20 protein-coding genes are annotated in these 22,746 nt (G+C 38.6%); 16 read left to right on the top strand and 4 right to left on the bottom strand.

Features of this window, described 5'->3' with window-relative positions:
- Positions 1-27: 27 nt before the first annotated feature.
- The 10 genes from ABIB30_RS13930 to ABIB30_RS13885 all read left to right on the top strand — a co-directional run bounded on the left by ABIB30_RS13930 (position 28) and on the right by ABIB30_RS13885 (position 13,910).
- On the top strand, positions 28-1,155 hold the full coding sequence (locus ABIB30_RS13930; RefSeq protein ID WP_354302980.1) for a FecR family protein: 1,128 nt from the start codon (positions 28-30) through the stop codon (positions 1,153-1,155).
- Between the two features lie 342 nt (positions 1,156-1,497).
- Complete coding sequence (locus tag ABIB30_RS13925) at positions 1,498-4,764, top strand: SusC/RagA family TonB-linked outer membrane protein (protein WP_354302978.1); 3,267 nt, start codon at positions 1,498-1,500, stop codon at positions 4,762-4,764.
- Positions 4,765-4,768: 4 nt separating this feature from the next.
- Complete coding sequence (locus tag ABIB30_RS13920) at positions 4,769-6,277, top strand: RagB/SusD family nutrient uptake outer membrane protein (RefSeq protein ID WP_354302976.1); 1,509 nt, start codon at positions 4,769-4,771, stop codon at positions 6,275-6,277.
- 11 nt (positions 6,278-6,288) lie between these two features.
- Positions 6,289-7,143, top strand: coding sequence for a PKD domain-containing protein (locus ABIB30_RS13915; protein WP_354302974.1), 855 nt, complete (start codon positions 6,289-6,291; stop codon positions 7,141-7,143).
- Positions 7,144-7,191: 48 nt separating this feature from the next.
- On the top strand, positions 7,192-8,301 hold the full coding sequence (locus tag ABIB30_RS13910; protein WP_354302972.1) for an acyltransferase family protein: 1,110 nt from the start codon (positions 7,192-7,194) through the stop codon (positions 8,299-8,301).
- Between the two features lie 23 nt (positions 8,302-8,324).
- Entirely contained in the window at positions 8,325-9,878 is a 1,554-nt protein-coding gene (locus tag ABIB30_RS13905; RefSeq protein WP_354302970.1) for a right-handed parallel beta-helix repeat-containing protein, read from the top strand.
- Positions 9,879-9,906: 28 nt separating this feature from the next.
- Positions 9,907-11,031 carry a phosphotransferase enzyme family protein gene (locus ABIB30_RS13900; RefSeq protein ID WP_354302968.1) on the top strand — a complete coding sequence of 375 codons (1,125 nt, stop codon included), beginning with the start codon at positions 9,907-9,909 and terminating at the stop codon, positions 11,029-11,031.
- 4 nt (positions 11,032-11,035) lie between these two features.
- Positions 11,036-12,382 carry a Gfo/Idh/MocA family protein gene (locus ABIB30_RS13895; RefSeq protein ID WP_354302966.1) on the top strand — a complete coding sequence of 449 codons (1,347 nt, stop codon included), beginning with the start codon at positions 11,036-11,038 and terminating at the stop codon, positions 12,380-12,382.
- Between the two features lie 23 nt (positions 12,383-12,405).
- On the top strand, positions 12,406-13,251 hold the full coding sequence (locus ABIB30_RS13890; RefSeq protein WP_354302964.1) for an endo alpha-1,4 polygalactosaminidase: 846 nt from the start codon (positions 12,406-12,408) through the stop codon (positions 13,249-13,251).
- 152 nt (positions 13,252-13,403) lie between these two features.
- Positions 13,404-13,910: a PPC domain-containing DNA-binding protein gene (locus tag ABIB30_RS13885; RefSeq protein ID WP_354302962.1), complete on the top strand. Its 507-nt coding sequence runs from the start codon at positions 13,404-13,406 to the stop codon at positions 13,908-13,910.
- Here ABIB30_RS13885 and ABIB30_RS13880 read toward each other — a convergent pair.
- A complete protein-coding gene (locus ABIB30_RS13880) occupies positions 13,902-14,315 on the bottom strand; it encodes a DUF1348 family protein (protein WP_354302960.1) in 414 nt (137 codons plus the stop codon). The two genes, ABIB30_RS13885 and ABIB30_RS13880, sit on opposite strands and share 9 nt — an antisense overlap.
- A 129-nt stretch (positions 14,316-14,444) precedes the next feature.
- Between ABIB30_RS13880 and ABIB30_RS13875 the strand changes: the two genes are divergently transcribed.
- The 4 genes from ABIB30_RS13875 (at position 14,445) to obgE (ending at position 18,316) form a co-directional block, all read left to right on the top strand.
- Entirely contained in the window at positions 14,445-15,002 is a 558-nt protein-coding gene (locus tag ABIB30_RS13875; RefSeq protein ID WP_354302958.1) for a TetR/AcrR family transcriptional regulator, read from the top strand.
- A 46-nt stretch (positions 15,003-15,048) separates the two neighbouring features.
- The gene (locus tag ABIB30_RS13870; RefSeq protein ID WP_354302956.1) at positions 15,049-16,200 is read left to right on the top strand and encodes an MFS transporter; all 1,152 of its coding nucleotides are present in this window, start codon (positions 15,049-15,051) and stop codon (positions 16,198-16,200) included.
- Positions 16,201-16,645: 445 nt separating this feature from the next.
- Positions 16,646-17,215 (top strand): adenylate kinase, encoded by a 570-nt coding sequence (locus tag ABIB30_RS13865; RefSeq protein ID WP_354302954.1) that lies wholly within the window; start codon positions 16,646-16,648, stop codon positions 17,213-17,215.
- Positions 17,216-17,293: 78 nt separating this feature from the next.
- Positions 17,294-18,316: a GTPase ObgE gene (gene obgE / locus ABIB30_RS13860; RefSeq protein WP_354302952.1), complete on the top strand. Its 1,023-nt coding sequence runs from the start codon at positions 17,294-17,296 to the stop codon at positions 18,314-18,316.
- A gap of 236 nt (positions 18,317-18,552) precedes the next feature.
- Here the strand turns inward: obgE and ABIB30_RS13855 are convergent, their stop codons facing one another.
- A complete protein-coding gene (locus ABIB30_RS13855) occupies positions 18,553-18,762 on the bottom strand; it encodes a hypothetical protein (RefSeq protein WP_354302950.1) in 210 nt (69 codons plus the stop codon).
- Between the two features lie 41 nt (positions 18,763-18,803).
- On the opposite strand from ABIB30_RS13855, the gene ABIB30_RS13850 reads away from it, so the two are divergent.
- Positions 18,804-20,342 (top strand): SulP family inorganic anion transporter, encoded by a 1,539-nt coding sequence (locus ABIB30_RS13850; protein ID WP_354302949.1) that lies wholly within the window; start codon positions 18,804-18,806, stop codon positions 20,340-20,342.
- Between the two features lie 21 nt (positions 20,343-20,363).
- Positions 20,364-21,278, top strand: a complete 915-nt coding sequence (locus ABIB30_RS13845) for a bestrophin family protein (protein WP_354302947.1) — start codon at positions 20,364-20,366, stop codon at positions 21,276-21,278.
- 386 nt (positions 21,279-21,664) lie between these two features.
- On the opposite strand, the gene ABIB30_RS13840 is transcribed toward ABIB30_RS13845, so the two are convergent.
- Positions 21,665-22,114: a hypothetical protein gene (locus tag ABIB30_RS13840; RefSeq protein ID WP_354302945.1), complete on the bottom strand. Its 450-nt coding sequence runs from the start codon at positions 22,112-22,114 to the stop codon at positions 21,665-21,667.
- A gap of 56 nt (positions 22,115-22,170) precedes the next feature.
- Positions 22,171-22,623, bottom strand: a complete 453-nt coding sequence (locus ABIB30_RS13835; RefSeq protein WP_354302943.1) for a nuclear transport factor 2 family protein — start codon at positions 22,621-22,623, stop codon at positions 22,171-22,173.
- Positions 22,624-22,746: the final 123 nt, after the last annotated feature.

Here is a 22,746-nt window from a genome sequence, read left to right as displayed (position 1 = left end):
GTTGGGCAATAACAGGAAAGAATTCAAATGAATAAAGATGTAAAAGAGGTATTGGATAAGATAAGTTCGGGCAATTATAATCCGGAGGAAGAAGCTATTGCCAAACTTTGGTTGCATCAACTTCACCAGAATGATGAAGCCGGTCTTTCGGAAAAAGAACTTCATGAGGTAAGTGACCAGATGTGGTTATCACTGGAGCGAAATAAAAAACAATCCTGGAATCATAAATATCGGAAATCAGTGGTTTATATGGCCGCAGCGGCATCTTTAGCTTTGATCGTTGGTGTTGGTCTGTATTTTAATCAGCAGCAGCCCTTATCTAAACCAATCCAGTCTGGAGCTTATACAAATGACATCCCTGCAGGGAGTAACAAAGCCTATCTGACATTGGCCAATGGGAAGAAACTTGTATTGACAAATTCGGCTAACGGGAAACTTGCAGAAGAAGCAGGAATAAAGATTACTAAAACTGCAGACGGGCAATTGGTTTACACCGTTGCCGATCAGGGGGAAAAGGGAATTGCAGGTTACAATAGGATTGAAACACCTCGTGGAGGGCAGTATCAGCTGAATTTACCTGATGGAACCAAAATCTGGCTTAACTCAGCCTCTTCCTTGAAATATCCGGTCTCTTTTGCTGCTTTAAAAGAGCGTAGAGTTGAATTAAGCGGAGAGGCCTATTTTGAAGTTGCCAAAGATAAAATACATCCTTTTATTGTGAAAAGCGGAAGACAACAAGTTCAGGTCTTAGGAACTCACTTTGATGTGAATGCTTATCCTGATGAACAGCTGATTAAAACCACGCTGTTGGAAGGCTCTGTAAAGTTAAATGAACAAGTTATTTTAAAACCAGGTGAACAATCTTCGCTCACGGGCGAAAAATTCAGTGTGAAACAGGTAAATGTTAACGATGCCATTGACTGGAAAAACGGAGAATTTGTATTTACGAATGAATCCTTAACCAGCATTCTGAAAAAAGTTTCACGATGGTATGACGTCGAGATCAAGTATGTTCATACCCCGGTAAGCGTACCCACGTTTACGGGCTCCGTTTCCCGATCTGAAAATATATCAGGTGTTTTAAAAATGCTGGAAGAAACCAGTAATGTGCGCTTCTCTATTGAAGGAAGATTAATCAATATAATCACTAAATAAATAGACTAAAAGAGGATCTGACCAATCCGGTAACCAACCAACCAGCAAACCAACCAACCAACTAAACCAAAACAAAATGAAAAGAATCAAGGGAAAAGCAAGTTAATAAGCCGGTTTTTAAGAGAAAGCCATGAAAGTGTATCAGCACTTCCATGGCAAAGATCTGAGTTAACCCAAAAAACAAAATTGAGATCCGTTCATGTATTAACCCAAGCTTACGAAAGTATGAAATTAAATGCTTTTAACCTAGGTATGCTACGCATATGGCTATATCCTAAACTTTTATTTATCCTGAAATTTGTTATTCAGCAAGCCTTAACAAAGAATAAAAGAAAATTACTAATGAGAATTAACCTGATTGTCGCCATCATTACAACTTGCTTATTGCAAGTTAGTGCGGCTGGTTTTGCACAACGGATCAGTTATACAAAACAGAATACTACGCTTCAGCAGGTTTTTTTGGAAATCAAAAAACAAGCAGGGTTCAGAGTTTTGTATTCTGATCAAAATGTAAATGGTCAGTTGAAAATTAATGTAGATTTTAAGAATTCAGAACTTGATCAGGTGATGGAGATCTTATTGAAAGGCCAAAATTTAACCTATAAAATTGACCGGAAAACAATATTGATTAAGGCGAAATCCGTTGTCCCCGTATTACCAGAAATTATAATTAAAGATGTTGATGTAAAAGGAAAGGTCATCGATAAAGATGGGCGTCCTTTACCTGGCGCATCGGTCAGCATAAAGGGACAAAAAAGAGTAGTTAGTACAGACACAGAAGGAGGCTTCCTGTTAAAAGGAGTCAATGAATATGCAGTATTGACCGTCTCTTTTATTGGATATCTGAGTAAAGAAGTAAAGATAGTTCCAGGGCAGCTTCTCCATATTATCCTGGATGAAGATGTGAGTCAGCTGAACAATGTAATTGTAGTGGGCTATGATTCCAAGAAGCAAAGTGAACTTACCAGTGCTGTATCAGTCGTTTCTTCAGAAAAATTAAAGGATGTAACTTCCAATAATATTGGGGCAATGTTACAGGGGAAAGTTGCTGGCTTACAAGTGATCAATAGCTCGGGCGCACCAGGATCTGCTCCTGAAATCAGGCTCCGGGGTGTTTCTTCTGTGAATGCAAGCCAAAGCCCTCTGGTGGTAGTCGATGGTATTATTGGTGGGAATTATGATCCCAACGATGTAGAAAGTATCACTGTCCTTAAAGATGCAGGTGCTACTGCTTTATATGGTTCACAAGCAAATGCAGGTGTGATTATCGTTACTACAAAGAGTGCTAAGACTGATAAAATCAATTTTGAGGTTAAAGTTTCTTCCGGATTTAAGACACCAGACTTTGGGAAAATGAATTTGATGAACAGTAATGAACTTTATGATCATCAAATGGAGTTTTACCGCGATTATATTGTTGGAGCTCCAGACAATTCTTACAAAATAGACTTGACCAGATTCTATCAGGAGCGGCCACTGAGTTTAAGGAACCAGGATTATGACTGGTCGAATGAATCCTTTAAACCAGCTCCTATAAATAGCGTTTATCTTTCTGCCAGTGGCAGAACGGAGAAAAACAGTTATTACATAGGTGCTTCCTATTATAAAGAAAAGGGTACTTTTCTGAATACAGATTTTCAAAGGATAAATCTAAGAGCAAATTCAACTTATAATTTTTCAAAAAACCTCAGTATCACCAATAATATAAACATTAGTGCACAAAACGGGCACAGTTATGATTACAATGATGTTTATTACGCCTTCCTGAATTTACCCTGGGATAATCCATATGATGAAAATGGATCACCAATATATGTAGACGGAAATTCTACTTTTAAATGGTGGTCAAGAGATAAAGTAAATCCTATTCATTCTGTTGAAAACTCCGATCATCCTACCAAAGGCTTCGATGTGAATTACGATTTTGCTGTAAATTATCATATCAACGATTGGCTGACATTTTCTAGTACAAACCGGGGTTCCGCAGCGTTTAATAAAGTGGCAAATTACTATTCCCCACTAACCGCTGGTACTTACCATGGACAAGGATTTCTGAGTGAATTGAACACCTTTAATTATGGCGGGATTTCAAATAATCTCTTGAAATTTAACTTCAGACTATCAGACCATACCATCAGTGGTTTTGCCGGCGTAGCTTTAGAAGGATCACAGACTGAGCTTTCGGGTGGTTCGGGGAAAGGGTTGCCTGCAGGATTGAAAGTATTGAATGTCGTTTCAAACGGCCAGCTTGTAACCGGATTAAATGATAAGAAATATCTTCAATCTATAATTTCTCAAGTCAATTATAATTATAAAAGCCGCTATTTTTTAACCGCTTCCTTTCGGGTAGACGGTTCTTCAGCTTTTCCCAAAGCTAACCGGTATGCATCTTTTCCTGCCTTATCAGGAAGCTGGCTGATCAGTAATGAAGATTTTATGAAAGGTCATAGTGCAATCGATAATTTGAAATTAAGATTTAGTTATGGTGTTACTGGTACACAGGATATTGGTTCTTCCAGATACCTTGGCCTTTATTCTTTAACCACCCAATACAACGGCTTAATCGGGGCTGTGCCTTTTCAGCTGGCAAACCCGCTGTTAACCTGGGAAAGTAAACACCAGATCAATGCAGGTATTGATATTGGTTTGTTTAAAAGAGTCAACCTGACTATAGATGCCTACCGGAACAATACCAAAAATCTTTTATTACAAGTTTCTCAGCCCCTTTCTGTTGGTTTTGAAACGAGATGGGAGAATTCAGGAAATGTAATTAACCGGGGAATAGAACTTGGTCTGAATACCATCAATATTAAAACCAGGGACTTTGAATGGGCAACAGATTTTACCATCAACTTTAATGACAATAAGTTGTATGGATTGCCATCAGATATTGTTAAAACAGGCTCCTGGAACATCTCCCAGATCTACAGTAATGGAGGAAATCTTTATGAGTTCTATATGCCCAAATGGCTTGGTGTAGACAGCCAGACCGGAGCGCCGGTATGGGAAAAGATCATCAATGATGCAGATGGAAAAGCTATAGGGAGTGAGCGGACGATGAATTATTCGGAGGCCACCATACAAAAAGTTGGAAGTGCGCTTCCAAAGTATCAAGGTGGATTTAACAACAGTTTTAAATACAAAAATTTCAATCTGCGGATAAGTACTTATTTCAATTATGGTAATAAGGTATTTAGTAATAACCTGCGCTTTATGATGAACGATGGACATGAGCCATATTATAACCAGATACAGATGCCATCGGGATCAAAAGTATGGAGTTTTCCTGGAGATACCGATGCCACAGAACCAAGCCCTCAGAATTCAGCAAACTCTACTGAAACCTCTACCCGGTATTTGAAAAATGGAAGCTATCTGACGATCAGGAACATTGCTTTGAATTATACTTTGCCTCAGACTTTTGCGAAGAAATTAAACATGGAGCGGATTACCGTTGGCGTAACAGCAGATAACGTGGCCACCTTTTCAAACTTCCTGGGTCAGGATCCCCAAACCACCATTACGCCAGGAAATGCAACTCCTGGAGTATCTGATTTTAAATATCCGAATAACAGGCAATACTTGGTCACTGTCAATTTTAATTTTTAATAAGATGAAGAAAATTATATTTATTCTGTTTTTTATTGCAGTAAGCAGTTGTAAAAATGCAGAGGTTTCACCAAGTGACGCAATTAATACAACAGATCTGGTCACCACAGAAGAAGGCCTGACAAATGCTTTAAATGGAGCATATGCTTTATTTAAAGATCATATAGCTTTTAATGGTATTGTCGATCAGAATAACATGTATCTCCGGCAATTTTATCAGTTATCTGATTTTGCAAGTGATGACATCGTTTGCGGACAGGTTACTGAAGATCCTTTGTTTTATAGTTTCAACCTTTTACATTCTCCGGGACAAAGTAATACCCGCTATTTCTGGTATGTATCTTATAAAATCATAACTGGGGTAAATACCATAATTGATGCCGTAGAGAAATCTGATAAGAAGGATGTTAAAACGCAGCAGCTATTGGGCGAGTGTTACTTTATCAGGGCCTATTGCCATTTTAACCTGGTGCGCCTGTTTGGCAAGCCCTATTCCGTTGATGCTGGTTCACCCGGTATTATTCTCCGGAGGTCGCTAACGGATGAGGCAAAGAAGGCCCGGTCTACGGTTGCTGAAGTTTATGATGCTGTCATTGCAGATGCGGAAAAAGGAGCTTCACTGATGAGTCTTTCCAGAGGCGTCCAATATGCTTCCAAAGAAGCAGCATGGGCACTTTTATCCAGAGTAAACCTTTATAAAGAAGATCATGCCAAAACTATTGATTATTCGAACAAAGTAATTACTTCGAGCCGCTTTAAACTGGAAACAAAAACTACTTATCCTGCTTTGTTTGCTAATGCAAAGGCCGGTAATGAGACCATCTTATGTGTGGCATTTACAGCTATTGATGACTATGGTAAATTCGGATCTATAGCTTCTATGGTTTTTTCTGACGGTAATTCCGGATGGGGAGAAGAATACGCTTCTTCTTCACTGCGAAACCTGATGTCAAAGCACCCGGAAGATGTCAGATGGTCTTATATAAAACCACTTAAAGATGGAGATGGAGCCGTTCAAAAGAAGAATGGGATCGAAGTCTATTATATCAGCAAATTTTCTTTTCAGGATGGTTCCCCTAATCTAAGCTCGCCGATTTTATTCAGGTTGAGTGAAATGTATTTAAACAGAGCAGAGGCCGAGGCGAAAACAGGGAATACAGCAGCAGCACTGGATGATGTGGATCAAATTCGCGCTAACCGGGGGCTGGAAGCATCGCTTTATCATCAAACACTTCCCTCTGGCTCAACAGCGATGGATGTGGTGCTGGATGAAAAGAGAATAGAAATGGCTTTTGAAGGACACCGTTCATACGATGTGTTCAGAAATAAACGAAAAATGAATAAAAGCTATTGGGGTTATCATATTCAGGGCTTAAAGGAAACAGATATAGAACTCTCCAAAACTCCTGCGGGTTATCCAAATCTGGTTGTAGATTATACCAATCCAAGAATCATTTATTTTATTCCTGTAGACGAAGTACTTAGTAATCCAAAGGCTATTCAAAACCCATAAATCATAGACTGATGAAAACTATACAAAAATTAGGTTTTATACTGATTCTGATGGGTTCAGTATGGAGTTCCTGTAAGAAGGATAAAAGTGAAAAATTTACCGATTTGTCTTATACACTGGAGGTAGATGGTAACCAGGTGAAATTTAAACCAGTAACAACCGGTATATCCAGCTATAAATGGGATTTTGGAGATGGACAATCTTCAACAGAAGCAAACCCTGTTCATATTTATCCCGGGAAAGGAAAATATGTACCTACACTTTATGCAACAGTTAATGGTCAGCCTGCAGAAGCTTCAACAGTGATCAGAATTGCGAAAAGCAGTCCTGTGAAATTAAATGACCAGACACTGGATGATTGGAATACGGTTACTACAAATGTCATTACTTCGGGTGTTAAAGGAGGTGTTTTTAGAAAAGTTAAATATGACTACGATGGAAATTATATCTACATCTATATGGAGATGGCTTCTGGAAAATCTAATGCTGATATTTTTGATTTTTATATAGATTCAGACAATAGTAGTGCTACTGGTTTTCTTGGTGGTTTTCCAGGAGGTGGTTATGATATTCTGTTAGAAGGGCAACTGCTCACTGCGAACATGGATATTTTTTATCATAACGGTTCCCAAACCAGTTTTTCTTTCCAGCAGCAGCCGATCACAGAAGCTTATCAAATCGGAACAATTGTAGAAGAGGGCGGGATATTAAAGTTTGAAATGCGGCTGGCACGCGGTAAGTTGAAAAATCTCACGGGTTCAGGGGCAAGAATAGGTATTATCGCAACCAAGAGTGATTGGTCTGTATCGCTTGGATACGCACCCGATGAAGGGCAACCTGGATTTCTTCTGGAAATGTTAGAGTAAGTTCAATGAAAAAACAATAAATACTCCGAAAAAAACAAATTTATATCGATGAAAAATACAGATAATCAGACTGTAGCGGGGAGACTTATGTCTTTAGACGTGATGCGGGGAATGATCATGATCCTGCTATGCGCAGAAAGTTGTTTAGTGTTTGTGTCCTTGAAAAGGCTGGACGAAGGGTCACCTCTAATTGATCAGCTTTTTCATCACCCATGGCATGGACTTCGTTTCTGGGATCTCGTACAACCAGCATTTATGTTCATGGCAGGAGCTGCATTATATATTTCCTACAGCAGAAAAGTGGAAAAAGGAATCACATGGCAGCGGAACTTGAAACATGTTTTAATCCGGAGTTTTAAACTATTCCTTTTTGGTACAGGGCTGCATTGTGTTTATGCAGGGAAACCAGTTTTTGAACTTTGGAATGTATTGACTCAACTTGCCTTTACCAGTATTGTCGCTTATCTCATTATTGACAGGACTGTGGTATTTCAGTTCTTGTTTTCCATAGTGCTGTTGATTATAACCGAAACTTTATACCGTTATGTACTGATACCAGGCTTTGATCACCCTTTTGTGGAGTATCATAATTTTGGAGCTTATGTAGATACCCTGCTTATGGGAAAAATAAACAGCGATGGCTGGGTGGCAATCAATGCTATCCCTACTGCCGCGCATACCATTTGGGGCGTATTGGCTGGTAAGCTCTTAGTCTCTAAACTATCAGCAGCAGAAAAAATCAAAGCATTGGTATTTGCAGGTAGCGTCGGGCTGCTGATTGGTTTCGGAATGGATTTGACTGGCATTACACCGATCATCAAAAGAATCAGCACCAGCTCCTTTGTTTTTGCATCCGGAGGTTGGGTACTGCTTATGCTGGCAGCGATTTACTGGCTGGTAGATGTAAAGCAAAATATAAAATACGCCTGGGTTTTTACCGTAGTAGGGATGAATGCCATTTTCATTTATGTCTTTTTCGAAACTGTCGGGCATGAATGGCTTAATGCTGCTGTCGGGATTTTTACCGGAGATATGCTGCATTTAATTTTCAATCTGCCTGTCAGTTTTACGGGGTTGATCTCTGCTTTAGCCGTTTGGTTTGCAGAATGTTCACTCTGTTACTGGCTATATAAAAACAAAATATTCTTTAAGCTGTAAACTGAAATTTAACCTAAACCGATATGAAAAAAGTAATCATTTTTATCCTCCTTGCAGGGCTTTTTAGTGCCTGTTCCAAAATGAATAATGCAGAACCCGGTCAATCAGCAACCTCAAAAGACAAAACCATGCTGCTTGCTTTGACCAGTTATTATGTAAATGGCACAAGTGGAAACGATGCCAATTCAGGTACAACAGCAGCTGCGGCATTAAAAACTATCCAGGCTGCATTAAATAAAACAACAGATGGCGCTGGCAGTACAATTTTTGTGGCTGGCGGGACTTATAAAGAACGGCTGAACTGGCCTAATTCGGGAGCATCCGCAACGGAGCCTATAACCCTGACTAATTATAACGGCGGTACTGTAATCCTTGACGGTACCAATGCAACCAATACGGCACAAAATGCAATGATTGCTATTTCAAGTAAAAGCCATATCCGTATCCAATCTATCCAGATTGCTAATAATATCCGGAGCTTTGCTTCTGGCATTTATATGTCGGGCTCAGGGACAGATGTGCATTTTACAGCTTGTAAAATATACAACGTTGGGTGGACAGCAAATCCCTCCACTATTCCTTCCTCAAGTGATAATGCTAATCCATTAGTTATTGTGGGAACAGCTGCGAACTCCTATAACCAGATCTACATTGGGAACAATGAAATTTATAATTGTACAACTGGCTACAGCGAAGGACTCACTGTAGCAGGTAATGTAGAGAATTTCCTGATAGAGAATAATACCGTGCATGATATCACCAATATTGGGATTGACATGACGGGTAATTATTCCTGGACAGGTGCACCAGCAAATGTCAACTTTGCCCGCAATGGTAACGTGAAATACAACAAAGTTTACCGTTGTGTTTCACCAGTGGCAACTTCTGCCGGTATTTATGCAGATGGAGCAAAATGGATCAATATTGAAGGCAATACCTGTTATGAAAACTCAACGGGGATTAGTGCGGGTTGTGAAAACAATAATAATAGTACAGATGGGATCAATATCAGGAGCAACTTCATCTATAATAATGTAGAAGCTGGAATAATAATGGGTTCAAATGCTTCAAACAGCAAGGTGATTAATTCGACAATTACCAATAATACCCTATTTAAAAATTACTCAAAAACTGGCTGGGGAGGAGAAATCCATCTTCAAAATACCGATCATCTTACCATCAGCAACAATATTATTCAGTCTGCAAGTAATATTGTGATCGTCGCCTCTTCTGGTTATACCTCAACCAATCTGGTATTTGATTATAACAATTATTTCTCTGCTTCTGGCTCTTCGGCCACTGTTACTTTTGATTGGGGTGGGATTAACGGTATTACCTATCCTTCTTTTGCTGCATTTAAAACTGGAACTGGATTAGATGCAAATTCAAATTACGGTGCGCCTTCTTTTGTTTCGGCCGCCTTGCCTAATCCAAATCTTCATTTAGGCAATGCTTCTGTATGTGTTAACAGAGGCTTACCCTCATTTGTGGCTCAACCTGGAGAATTTGACATTGATAAAGAAGCGAGAGTGAGAAATGGCCGCGTAGATATTGGAGCGGACGAATCAGCTTATTAAAATTATCCATTCATCTTAAAGTTATATTTTGAAAAGAATTAAGAATTTATTTGAAATCACCTCTCAGTTTAAATGTCATGTTGATATTTCTTCTCTCAGATCATATGGGACAGGACATATTAATGATACTTACCGGCTAAAGAACCTGGTGAGTGAGGAACATGACTATTTGCTTCAAAAGATCAACCACCATGTTTTTAAAGATGTTCCCAGGCTTACGGAAAACATGTGCAGAGTTATTGCACATCTTAAAAATAAGATGATTATAGCCGGTAAAGGCAATCCCGAAAAGGAGGTAATGACAATGGTTGCCACTAAATCCGGCCCTTATTTTTATCAGGATAGTCTTGGTGAATATTGGAGAATGTGCCATTTCTTAAAGGATACCAAAACTTATGATGTAGTTGAAACAGAAAAGCAAGCTTATGAAGGTGGAAAAGCTTTCGGGAAATTTCAAGCCATGCTTTGCGATCTTTCTCCAGAAGTAATGTATGAGGTAATTCCTGATTTTCATAATATCGAAAAAAGGCTGGGACAATTGGCACATGCAGTAAATGCAGATTCCTTTGACCGTGTCCAGGGCGTATTACCGGAACTGGAAACCATACAAGCCAGCGCTAAGTCTATGTTGTTTTTTCAGGAAGACGAACAACGGCTCACTTTGCCTATGCGTGTAACTCACAATGATACCAAGTTTAACAATGTGCTGTTGAATTTGAAAGGAAAGGCGCAGTGCATAATTGACCTGGATACGGTAATGGCAGATTACATTGCTTATGATTTTGGGGATGCTATCCGTACCATTATTAATACAGCGGCCGAGGATGAAGCGGAACTGTTTAACATCAAATTAAATCTTCCGCTATTTAAGGCTTATACCAAAGGCTATATGAAAGAAGCCGGGCAATTCCTGAATGAATGGGAATTAAGGTCTTTGATTAAAGGTGTTCTTTTGCTGCCTTATATGCAAGCAGTAAGATTTTTAACAGACTACCTTAACGGAGATATTTATTATAAGATAGAGTCTCCCCATCATAATCTTCAACGTACCAGAGCACAACTCCAATTGCTAAAGGAGTTGTTTGCCCACGCCCAGCTCATGGACAAAGTAATATTTAAAGAGGCTAAAAAACATCAGTTAATTAAGAGCTAAAATCATGGATAGAAGACATTTTTGTGCCAACGGATTAGTTGGATTGGCGGGGCTTACTTTAATGCCGTCGGACGTATTATTTGCGAATGCTAAAGACAAGATCAAATTAGGTTATATCGGTGTAGGCTTAAGAGGCCGGAATCATATCAGCGAAGGACTCCTTCGTTCGGATGTGGAAATAACTGCGATTTGTGATACACAGGAGAGTTCTTTAAAATATTGCCGTGCACAGTTTGTAAAGGCAGGTAAGAAACTTCCAGCCGAATATACCGGAGGGCTTGATGCTTATAAAAAGCTGCTGGAACGAAAAGATATAGATGCAGTGATTATTGCAACACCATGGGAGTTTCATAAAGAACAGGCCATCGATGCAATGAGAGCTGGGAAGTATGTGGGGTGTGAGGTGATTGCAGGTATTACAGTAGAAGACCATTGGGAGATCTTAAAAGTTTATGAAGAGACGAAAATCCCTTACATGACGCTTGAAAATGTTTGTTACCGACGCGATGTACTTGCTGTATTGAATATGGTCCGGAATAATGTTTTCGGAGAACTGATACATTTAGAAGGAGGATACCAACATGACCTCAGAGGTGTTTTGTTTAATGATGGAAAATCTTTTGACGGAAAGGGAGGAGAGTTTGGCCCAAATACAGTTGGTGAGGCCCAATGGCGCACACAATGGAACGCAGATCGGAATGGAGATATTTACCCGACTCATGGTGCTGGCCCGATTATGAATTATATCGATATCAACAGGGGGAATCAGTTTACAAATCTGGTTTCGTTTGCTTCCAAATCAAGAGGACTGCATCAATATATTGAGAAAAAGTCTCCCGGAAATAAAAACCTGGCAGTAAACTTCAAAAATGGTGACCTGGTTACCACTATGCTGAACTGCGCAAACGGAGAAACGGTGACTTTAACACATGATACGCATTTACCCAGACCATATTCATTAGGATTCAGGGTACAGGGGACCCGCGGTTTGTGGATGGATGTTGCAGATTCAATTTATATAGAAGGTGAATCCGGGACCTATGATGAATGGGACAAGGCCAAAACATGGCTGGACAAATATGACCATCCTTTATGGAAAAAGCATCAGCATGAGGCGGATGGTGCAGGGCACGGCGGAATGGATTGGTTTGTATTTAACGCTTTTGTGGAAGCTGTTAAACAGCGGATCCAAACTCCAATAGATATTTACGATTCATTAACGATGAGCGTCATCACCCCACTTTCTGAGAAGTCAATACAGGAAGAGAATATGCCACAGCAGTTTCCTGATTTTACCAAAGGCAAATGGAAAGATCTTAAAAACACATTTGCACTGTCTAATAAATTTTAAACAACTAACAATAACCTACAATTATGAAAAACACAATTCTAGTATCAATGCTGATGCTTTCTTTGACCGCTTGTCAAAAAGAGCATACAAACAATGGTGACGACAATGTCACAGGCGGTAATCAGAATGAGGCTGCTCAAGTTTCCTGGTGGCAACCCAAAGCAGGTGTAACATTTGACTGGTGTCTGGATGACCTGAAAAACAGTGATACATTTACCGCAGAAGTAGTTGATGTGGATGCATTTACGACAACTGCCCAGCAGGTAGCGGCACTGCATGCTCAAGGTAAAAAAGTCATTGCATATATTTCTGCCGGAACAATTGAAGACGACAGGCCTGATATTAATCTGCTTCCAAAAGAAGTGATTGGACAGGTATATCCAGAGTGGCCAAAGGAGCGCTGGCTTGATATCAGGCAACGGGAAAAACTAAGACCCTGGCTTAATTCCCGTATAGATAGAATTATCAGTAAAGGATTTGATGCGATAGAACCAGATAACCTGGATAGTTACAGTAATGAAACAGGATTCGATATCAGTATCAATGACACTAAACTATATTGTGATTTTCTGATTAAACTGGCTCATGACAGAGGTCTGGGCATTGGCCAGAAAAATGTACCTGAACTGTCTGCAGAATACAGCAAGAAATTTGACTGGGTATTAACTGAAGATGCCTTTGATCAAAAATGGGAGAATGATGTAAAACCTTATATCGCACAAAATAAACCTGTGTTTGCGGTTGAATACACTGATCAGACCTCACAAAGTAAATTCTCGAATACTGTATGCCCTAAAGCTCAGAATTTAAAGTACTCCGCTATTCTTAAGAAAAGAGATTTAAGTAAATGGGTTTATACCTGTAAGTAGCTGTAATCTGGTGCTTTTGCTAAAAAGCACCAGATTTATCTTGTTTCTGCTACAGCCATGCGAGTAAAGAGCCCTTATTAGTTGAATGAGGTTTAGCTATCAGCCAACTGATTTTGACAACCTCAATCTTTAGGGTATTTTTGAGAAAAAAGATGAGAAATACCTTAAAAGTTGTATACACGTTAATTTTACTTTTGGGATTCACAGGGGTAACCTTTGCTCAGAAGGCAGAATCGCATAAGCGATATGCTAAAGTACCAGCCGGTTATCTTCTGGTGCTTCAAAAAGGAGATAATATTGTTGAACAATTGGAAACGTTTGCTAAAGATGAAAAAATACTTTCCGCAAATTTTACAGGTATGGGATTTGTCAATGTAGTATTTGGATTTTTCGATTCAAAAGCGAAAAAATTTAACCCCCGGGAATTCAAGGATGTTGAACTTGCAAGTATGAGCGGTTCCATTGCCTGGCAGAAAGGAAAACCAAGCATCCATCTGCATGGAGTTGTTGCCGGAAATGATTTTCTGGCTTATGGCGGACATATTTTATCTGGTACTGTAGGAACCGGATCACTTGAGATTATGGTGATTACACATGATCAGAAATTTGAACGTGTTTTTGATGAGGATTTGGGGGCTAATATATTGAGATTAGAATAGTTTCCTGTCTTTCTCCTCAATTTGAATATTATTGATAGAGGCGAATCTCTTTTGCATCAAACCATCTGCATTGAATTCCCAGTTTTCATTGCCATAAGCGCGATACCACTGTCCTGACTCATCGTTAAATTCATATTCAAATCTAACTGCAATCCTATTGGCTGTGAAAGCCCATAGTTCCTTTTTAAGCCTGTAATTCTGTTCCTTTTTCCATTTATCCGTGAGAAAACTGACTACTTCCTCACGTCCATTTATGAATTGGTCGCGATTACGCCATTCTGTGTCTATTGTATAGGCTAGAGATACGCGTTCGGGATCTTTACTATTCCATGCATCTTCAGCATTTTGTACTTTAAGTATAGCTGTTTCCTGAGTGAATGGTGGTAATGGGAATTTCTTTTCCATAATTATATTGATTGATCTGATCAGATAGCACAAAAGTATAAAACTATTGGGTGAGAATTATTAAATGTATTAAAAATGGAATATTTATTCCATTTTTAATACATTTGTAATCTCAATTGAGAATTTTATATGAATAAAAGAGAGCAAATATTAAATGCCACATTGAAATTAATAGTTCAGAAAGGTATTGAATCAACCCCTATGTCAGAAATAGCTAAAGCAGCAGATACAGGCATGGGTGCTATATATAACTACTTTCCGAATAAAGAGTCTTTGGTCAATGCGTTATACTTCCATTTAAAAACCAAAGAATCATCTATAATTGCTGAAGGATATGACAAAAGTCTTTCTGTTAAACAAAGATTTGTTTATTTGTGGAAGAAAATGATCACCTATTTCCTGTCTGAGCCCTTGGATTTCATGTTTTTAGAACAATTCTATTATTCCCCAACCATTGATCCAGAAGCTAAACATCATGGAAGCCTGTACCTTAAAGATCTTGATGAAGTTTATCTCGATGGTCAAAAACAGCAGTTGATGAAAGATGGAGACATTAAAGACTGGATCGGTTTTACAAGTGGATCTCTGGTGTCGCTGGTCAAATTGCATCACAGTAATTATATCGTGCTTAAAGAAGAGGCTATTGATACTTATATCCAGGCAGCCTGGGATGCAGTAAAAAACTAGTTCTATTAAAATAGGAATGATTGTTCCATTTCGAATAGCTTATTAAATGAAAAATAAAATAGCCTTCATCGGGTGTCTCAGCCTGATCGGGATGATTACAACAGAGTTCGGTGTCATTGGAATACTTCCCCAGGTAGCTGATTATTATCAGATTAGTATTGATAAAGCAGGTATGTTATTAAGTGCTTATGCAATGGTTGTTGCGCTGGCGGGCCCCTTCATGACGATGTTCGCATCTGGTTACAACCGGAAATATCTGATGGCCTTGACGATGACTATATTTCTGTTCACCGGAATTGTATCCTCCTTTGCACCTCCGTTCTGGCTGTTGATGCTGGTCAGAGTTTTACCTGCTTTCCTTCATCCGGTATTAGTCTCCACAGCTGTGGCAGCAGCTACCACTCATGCGGATCAAAAAGATGTGCATCAAATGATGGCTATTGTGATTGGAGGGATTGGAATTGCTACGATCACTACAGTACCATTTGCAACTTATATTGCCGGATTGTTTAATAGCTGGCAATCTTCCTTTATGGTACAGGCAGTGATAAGTTTAACCGTACTTATAGCAATTATAGCCCTTCTTCCTTCCATGCCCGTTGCGGAGAAAAAATCCTATAGCTTACAACTGCAGATACTAAAAAAGCCTGTTTTTATTGTCAGTGCTCTATTTGCATTTCTGATGATCGGATCAATTTTCAGTACCTACAGTTACTTTGCTGATTATCTAAGCAAGGTTAATGGGATGGATGAGCAAACAATTAGTCTGATGCTTTTACTATTTGGATTAACAGGTGTTCTGGGGAATTACGTTGCCGGTAAACTATTAACCAGGAATATCACCCGGATAACTGCAATTTTTCTGGTCGCATTAACCCTTATTGCTGTGCCCATCTATTTTTCTGGACCTATGTCTGTCACTACCATTCTTATTATAGCGGTATGGGGATTTATACAGACTCCTTGTTTTCTGACCTCGCAAGCTTATATGATAGAGACTGCATCAGAAGCACCTGAATTCGCAAATAGTATATCAATTTCTTTTGGGAACCTGGGTATTTCAATTGGAACGGCCATTGGAGGAGCCTCTATAGCTGCGCATGGAATACACAGCACGCCCTGGGTTATGTTTGCTTTTGGTGGAGCAGCATTGCTGATGATGCTGATTAAAAGAATGCTGGAATCATATCAGTCATAAAATCAGTGCGTGGACCTGATCTTATAGCCTCATAAAACAGAAACAATACCAGGTAATCAAGAGCCTGATATACGGCAGTATTTTGAAAAAAAGTAAGTATAGTAAATTAATAATTATATATTTGCAGCCTTGAAAAGATTTACGGTTACCTGTAATAAAGAGAAGAAATTTTCTTGTTTATGGCACTGAATTCTTCTGAAGAAAAATGGTCAATTGGAACAAAAGGCTCGTCTTTTTGGCTAAGGCTGATTTATAACTTAAACCTTTTCTTGTTTATTCAGTGCTTTTACTGAGGATATAGTCAGGGATTAATGTGATTTAAATTAACAAAAATAAATAAATTGTTTTCAGTGGTTAAATCTCTTTTTTTTAGAAGCTAATATAATCAACTGAAAAGCCTTAAGCAAATTGCGGAAAGGCTTTTAAAATTTTAAAGACAACCCAAATGCTAAATTTTGTTCTCTTTGGCCCACCGGGTGCAGGTAAAGGCACCCAATCACAAAAATTGATTGATCGTTATCAATTGATACATATTTCTACAGGTGATCTTTTCAGAGCACACATCACTAATCAAAGCCCGCTTGGCAAACAAGTGAGTGCGCTTATAGCAGACGGACAACTTGTCCCGGATGAGATTACGATTGCTATGCTGGAAGAAGAAGTAGATAAGAATCCTGGAGCTAAAGGATTTATCTTTGACGGTTTCCCGAGAACAGTAGCTCAGGCAGCGGCATTAGATGAGTTTTTAATCAGTAAAGGCAGTTCTATCGCAGTTGTAATTGCATTGGACGTTGACCAGGTTGAACTGACAAAACGGATTGCCGAACGTCAGAAATTAACCAACAGAGTTGATGATCATGCAGATAAGTTACAAAAGCGTATTGATGAGTATTTCAGCAAAACAGTTCATGTTTTGCCTTATTATGAAGCACAGAACAAATTAAGAAAAGTAAACGGCATAGGCCAGATCGATGAGATCTTTGCTGAGTTGTGCGAAGTGCTTGATAAATATTAATTAAAATAATATAATAAAATAGCGGGACGGATGTAAGTTCTTCCCGCTATTTTTATTGGTAAGAAAAAATAAAAGGTTATGTCACAGGGTTCGAATTTTGTAGATTATGTTAAGATATGCTGCCGTTCAGGAAAAGGAGGGTCAGGTTCTTCGCATTTACACCGTGATAAGATGACCTCAACAGGTGGTCCGGATGGTGGTGATGGTGGTAGAGGTGGACATATTATCCTGAGAGGTAATGCTCAGTTCTGGACCCTTTTACACTTAAAATATCGCAAGCACATTCTTGCTACCGATGGCGGGCCTGGTTCAAGTTCTACAAGTACAGGTAAGTCTGGTAAAGATGAATACCTTGATGTTCCTCTTGGAACTATCGCTAAAGACGCTGAAACCGGAGAAGATCTTTTTGAAATTACCGAAGACGGACAAACTGAAATCCTGACAGCAGGAGGCAGGGGAGGTCTTGGAAACTGGCATTTTAAAACTTCAACTTTGCAGACGCCACGTTTCGCACAACCTGGAGAGTCAGGTACCGAACAATGGGTTGTGCTTGAATTAAAAGTTTTAGCTGACGTTGGTTTAGTTGGATTTCCGAATGCTGGAAAATCCACTTTACTTTCTGTCGTTTCAGCAGCAAAACCTGAAATCGCTGATTACCCATTTACAACACTTGTCCCTAATCTTGGGATTGTGTCTTACCGTGCGAATAAATCATTCGTCATGGCCGATATTCCTGGAATTATTGAAGGTGCATCCAAAGGAAAAGGTTTAGGATACCGTTTCTTACGTCACATTGAACGTAACTCTGTACTTTTATTTATGGTTCCTGCAGATACCAACAGAACGATCACAGCAGAGTACGAAATTCTTAAATCAGAATTGCTTGACTACAATCCGGAGTTAATGCAAAAACCTCATTTATTGGCGATCACTAAATCTGATATGCTGGATGATGAGCTGGTAGCGGAAATTAAGAAAGATCTTCCTGCAAATATTCCTTCAGTATTTATTTCTTCAGTTGCACAAAAAGGGCTTGTGGAGTTAAAGGATATGATTTGGCAGGCGATTGATGCTGATCAGACCTCTCCTTTGCCAAAATAAATTTTCTGATTTTTGTTGAATTATTTGTTATTATTCTTAATTTTTTTTAAATTAGGGTTAACAATCAGTGCCTTACCATTTGCTCTTCTAATTCTTCCGCTTCTCATTCAGAATAGAATTTCTCCTGCAAATCAGAATAGGCACAGGTTTTGCACATCTTCAATTTAAATTTTTAATGTATGGATAAGAGATCATTTTATTTCCTTTTTACAGTAGTAGCAGCTTCGATGCTTATTTTAGGAACTTACAAAATCACCAAGAAAAAAAATCATAACCCGAATACACATAATCAATCTACTAAAGTCATTAAGTAGAGGCTGCCATTTTTTAATGGCAGCCTCTACTTCCCATAATACAACATCTGTTGAAAGACAAAGACTCATTTCTGAGCAATATAACTTGTCTTCCTTAATATTTCCTGCTTTTCCCTGATCTTGAAGAGCCATTGGCTATTCATTTTAATTTTATTGATTAGCTTTGACTTATAATGATGTCAAAACTAAATCTTTTCGACTTTTCACAAAAGATTGATTATAAAGTAGAAATTCTTGCCGGTTTAACGGTCGCTATGACCATGATACCTGAATCCTTATCCTTTGCTATTCTTGGTGGATTTCCACCTTTAGCAGGCTTATATGCTGCCTTTATTATGGGGCTGTTTACCGCTGTTTTTGGCGGAAGGCCAGGTATGGTATCGGGAGGTGCAGGTGCAACAGTAATTGTATTGATTTCACTTATGAAATCTCACGGTATAGAATACGTCTTTGCTGCGGTTGCATTAGCTGGAATATTTCAAATTCTGGTAGGAGTCTTTAAGCTGGGTAAATTTATCAGGCTTGTTCCTCAACCAGTAATGTTCGGATTTGTAAACGGCCTTGCTATTATTATCTTTATGTCACAGCTAGAGCAGTTTAAAACTGTAATTAATGGACATTCGGCATGGCTATCAGGGAACCCACTTTGGATTATGCTGGGTTTAGTTGCTTTGACTATAGCCATTGTCATTTTACTGCCTAAACTAACTAAAGCTGTTCCTTCTTCGCTTGTCGCTATCATAGTTGTATTTGTTATCGTATTGACATTGGGGATTGATACTAAGATTGTAAGAAATATTGCTGCGGTAAGCGGTGGTTTTCCTCCCTTTCACATTCCAGCAATTCCTTTTAACCTGAATACGCTCAGTATAATCTTTCCATTTGCGCTGATTATGGCAGGTGTAGGATTGACCGAAGGATTACTTACACTGAACCTGGTAGATGAAATTACCGGAACAAAAGGAAATAGTAGTAAGGAGTGCATTGCACAAGGCGGCGCTAATATGTTAAATGGCTTCTTTTTCGGAATGGGAGGTTGCCCGATGATTGCCCAAACCCTGGTCAATCTTTCTGCGGGATCAAGAGCCCGGTTATCGGGTATTGTTGCTGCTTTTACGATTCTTATAATTATTATCTGGGGTGCACCAATTATTGAAAGAGTGCCCATGGCAGCATTGGTGGGGGTGATGGTGATGGTTGCAATAGGCACCTTTGAGTGGATGAGTTTCAGAATTATAAACAAAATGCCTAAACAGGACATTTTTGTGGGGATAATGGTTGCTGGAATTACGGTTTGGCTGCACAATCTGGCGTTGGCCGTATTGATCGGGGTAATTCTTTCAGCGCTCTTTTTTGCCTGGGATAATTCTAAACGTATACGTGTCAAAAAATATACAGATCAAGCAGGAGTAATGCATTACGAGCTATTTGGCCCCTTATTTTTTGGATCGGTCACGACGTTCACTGAACAGTTTGATATTTCTTCAGATCCGGAGCATATAGTAATAGACTTTAAAGAAAGCAGAATAGCGGATATGTCTGCCATAGACGCTATTCATAAATTAACAAAAAGGTATTTTGAAGCTAACAAGACTTTGCAATTGCGACATCTGAGTGCAGATTGCAGGAGTTTATTACAAGATGCAGCAACCGTAATTGAAGTTAATATTCTGGAGGATCCGAATTACTTCATTGCGACAGATAGAAGATAGAAAAAATTAAAATCAGAACTTATGATTATCAGGAAAAAGGAAAACTGGCTAAGAATGCTTTTCATCTGGAAAGGATCTGTGTTACCTCAGATTCTCTTTCGATTATTGCTTTTGTTGTTCATCTCCATTGTCATAGTTTATTTCCGCGGCTCATTTTTTAACTATAAAATACAGCTGAACCCTGGTCCATTTACACTTTTTGGAATTGCCCTTGCTATCTTCTTTGGTTTTAGAAATAATGTTAGTTACGATCGATTTTGGGAAGGCAGAAAGCTCTGGGGCTCCTTGTTGAATACAACACGTTCCTTAACCCGGCAAGCGCAGACTCTTGTTCAAACAGAAGATAAGGAAGAAATTAACGATTTTGTAGATTTGCTGATCTCATTTACTTACGCACTGAAGCATCAATTACGCCATACAGATGCTACAAATGATATTGCTGAAATCTCAGGTAAAAATTTAGCGGATAAATTGAAACCAGCAATTTATAAACCTGCTATGCTGATCAAAGAAATGGGACTCTGGGTGAAAAAGCATAGATTAAAGGGAGACTTTGATTCCATTCTTACTGTCAGTTTTGACCAGAATTTAAGTGAATTATCAAATATTCTGGGAGGGTGCGAGCGAATTGCCAGCACACCCATTCCGTATACTTACAAAGTATTACTTCACCGTACTGTTTACATTTACTGCTTCCTATTGCCATTTGGTTTTGTAGATAGTTTAGGCTGGATGATGCCTGTTATTGTCTCTTTTATAGCCTATACTTTTGTTGCTTTAGAAGCTGTTGCGGATGAGCTGGAAGATCCTTTTGGATTTGAACCAAACGACCTTGCTTTGAATTCACTTTGCAGGATGATAGAAAATACTTTACTGGAACTTTCTGAGCGTGAAGTTAAAACACCAATTCCTGAAAAGGATTATATATTGAATTAGTGTCAGGACTTACTGTTTCCGCAGAATAATTATAATAATTGGTTTTGAGTAACGTTAATTCTTCGATTTCGTATGGTAATTATAATTGGTGACCCAGTATTGTTAAAAATTGTTAATTATCAGATTGAAACTGATTGTTTTCGCGATATTTGAGTAGTAAACAGGTCATTTAGACCTTATAATCATACGAATGCGTTCATAATCAGGTCAGTTAGGGGCTATTTCCCATTTAATACAGAAGAAATAAGTATTTTTTTAAACTGGCTCAATTTTTATATAGATAATACTGTGTATCTGTTTCAGATACAGAAAAGAAAAACCCGTTCATACAGGTTTATATTTGGTTAGAAAAGGGATGTGTCTGGATGGAACATCCCTTTCTTGTTTTAAGCTTCTTCCAGACTAATACTCAATTTCCCTGCTAAAGCTACAATGTCTTCTTCGTTAATATCCTTGCTGATCTCCTGATCTTTTTCAATTGCAATACTTTCCCCCTCATCTGTAATCATGTCACCATCTTCGACTAAGAAAATACGGTTCTTATCCCCCTCAAAGTAACTAAAACCATAACTTGCAGAAGCTGTCTGTGCTGTAAACGTGTATACCACAGTATCCAGTTCCTGTGACAACTCTCCAATCAAATCATCCTCGACTACATAAACTATTTCTTCATCCGTAATTAAAGTCCAGTCATTTTCATATTTTGCTGTTGCTGATAATTCTTCCAGTACTTCCAGATCATCAACCCCGTCAAAATAATTTAAAATCGCAGCTACCTTTTCTAAATGATCAAGATGATTCCCTTTAATGGCAATTATCGCCTTTGAAAAACCCATAATTTTCTGATTAAAATCTTTCTGTTTTTTGTTAAGATAGAAGTTTATTTAGCTTACTATTCCTGGAAATTATCATAATAAGTGAAGTCCCTTGTAATTAATCCATTCTCAATAGTAAAGATGGTACAAACAGGTAATTCGAATTTAGAATTGTCAGGTGCTGTTCCGCTAGAAACAAATTCTACAATTATATTTTTATCCCCTGAAGGATAAATATTCACTATACTGTCCTTAACATCTGGAAACTGCACACTTAATTCACTATACTTCTTTATAGTCTGTTCCCTTTTTTGAGTCACAGTTCCCTTTCCTAAAGAAGGATCTTTGAACTCCGCGGTTTCAGCATACAAAGCTGCCATCTTTGTCCAGTCATGCTTATTAAAATGGTCAAAATAAAGCCTTACAAGTTCTTCATTATTCTTTAACGTCATACTTTTATGATCTGCACTGTGACAAGAAACCAGGGTTAGCGTTATTAAGAAAGCAATAATTAAGTTTTTCACTACCATAAGTCTTTTATTTTGAGAACATTATAAATTTTTTAGCACCTTTAATTTAATGAATTAATCCTGAAAAGTCCAAAAAAAAGGGATGTACTGCAGTACATCCCTATAAGGCTAAGGCCTAAATAC

The organism is Pedobacter sp. UYP1, assembly GCF_040547305.1.
GTDB lineage: Bacteria > Bacteroidota > Bacteroidia > Sphingobacteriales > Sphingobacteriaceae > Pedobacter.
The sequence above is the reverse complement of the archived record's forward strand: the minus strand, read 5'-3'. Positions and strand labels throughout refer to the sequence as shown.